Source organism: Streptomyces sp. YIM 98790 (assembly GCF_011421595.1).
In the GTDB taxonomy this organism is placed as follows: Bacteria; Actinomycetota; Actinomycetes; order Streptomycetales; family Streptomycetaceae; genus Streptomyces.
Genome location: NZ_WTLH01000384.1, coordinates 1 through 1,192, shown reverse-complemented (window position 1 = coordinate 1,192; position 1,192 = coordinate 1). Strand labels below are relative to the sequence as shown.

Sequence of the window (1,192 nt, the reverse complement as noted above, 5' to 3'; positions counted from 1 at the left end):
ACTCGGCACCTGGACCGACGCCCACGACCTCCACCCCGGCCAATGGCTCCGCACCAGCACCGGCACCCACACCCAGATCACCGCCGTCACCCACCATCACACCCCCACCCCCACCCACAACCTCACCATCCACGGCCTCCACACCTACTATGTCCTGGCAGGCGCTACGCCGGTCCTCGTTCATAATTCGAATGGACCCTGTGGCCCAAAGCTGACGCGAGGTGAAAAGGTTGCTGCGGCTGTCGGTGTAGATGATCTCTCGCCAGCGTTGCGGAAGAGTCTTACTGGATTCATGAAGAAGAGCCCTGGAGACGCGGAAATTCCGGAAATCATTCGCCTCCCTGAAGGTGGTGCCGAGTTCAGCTATAAGGTGCCTGGCAGGGTTCCGGGATCGTTTGCGATCTATCGGAAGCGAGTTGACGCAGAAGGTGTCACGGAGTTGGCATACAAGACGACGTGGCTCCCTGACGGAACAATTGCGCACATCAAGTTCAAGTAAGGTGAGGCCGCATGGAGCCAGAAGCGGGCGACGCGTTGAGCAGCCTAATCCGCTGGGTTGATCCACTGGACACGGCGATTGAAGCCGCCAATCGGTGCGACCTCAGCGAAGGGCCTTCGGTGAGCCTGGACCGCCCGGCTGTGAGGAGTGTCCTGCACAGGTGCATATCCGGAGAGTTGGACGTCCAGGAATTGCCCAGGTGGGCTGGCGCTGTGCATATGCTGGATCGCGTAGAGATCGAAGAGCAGGACATTGAGCTGCTAACGCAGTTCCTCTTCGAGATCTCGACGCCAGAGCTGTTTGTTCCGGTTACCGTCGACGTGTGTCAGCGGTGGATCGATCGGCTCGAATAACTGCAGCGGTGGACTCATGCAGAGACCCAGAGGCCCAGACGGAGAACCATTCGGCTGGCCTCTGGGACGTTTGACGGCAACGCTGACGGCAACGTCACCGGACGACGGCTGCGGCGGGTGGGGTCGTTAGGGTTGTTGTCGGTCAGGCCGAGTGCATCGCCCAGGGTGTCGATGGCTTGGCGTTGCAGGCGGAGTCGGACGTGGGCGTAGACGCCGGCGGTGACGCCGATGTGGGCGTGGCCAAGCAGTCGCTTGATGACGACGAGGTCAACGCCTTGGACAGGGCCCCTGCCAGGCCGGCGTGACCGGACGCCCGCCCTGGAGCACCGCCGGCGGAAGC

2 protein-coding genes and 1 pseudogene are annotated in these 1,192 nt (G+C 62.2%); 2 read left to right on the top strand and 1 reads right to left on the bottom strand.

Annotation, left to right across the window (positions count from 1 at the left end; translation table 11 throughout):
• Nucleotides 1–499 (top strand): hypothetical protein (locus tag GQS09_RS28845; RefSeq protein WP_207958391.1); only part of this gene is annotated, 499 nt, incomplete at its 5' end.
• An 11-nt stretch (nucleotides 500–510) separates the two neighbouring features.
• Complete coding sequence (locus GQS09_RS28260) at nucleotides 511–852, top strand: hypothetical protein (protein WP_165990348.1); 342 nt, start codon at nucleotides 511–513, stop codon at nucleotides 850–852.
• Nucleotides 853–946: 94 nt separating this feature from the next.
• Here GQS09_RS28260 and GQS09_RS30850 read toward each other — a convergent pair.
• Nucleotides 947–1,192 (bottom strand): annotated as a pseudogene (locus GQS09_RS30850) (site-specific integrase); the annotation flags it as partial.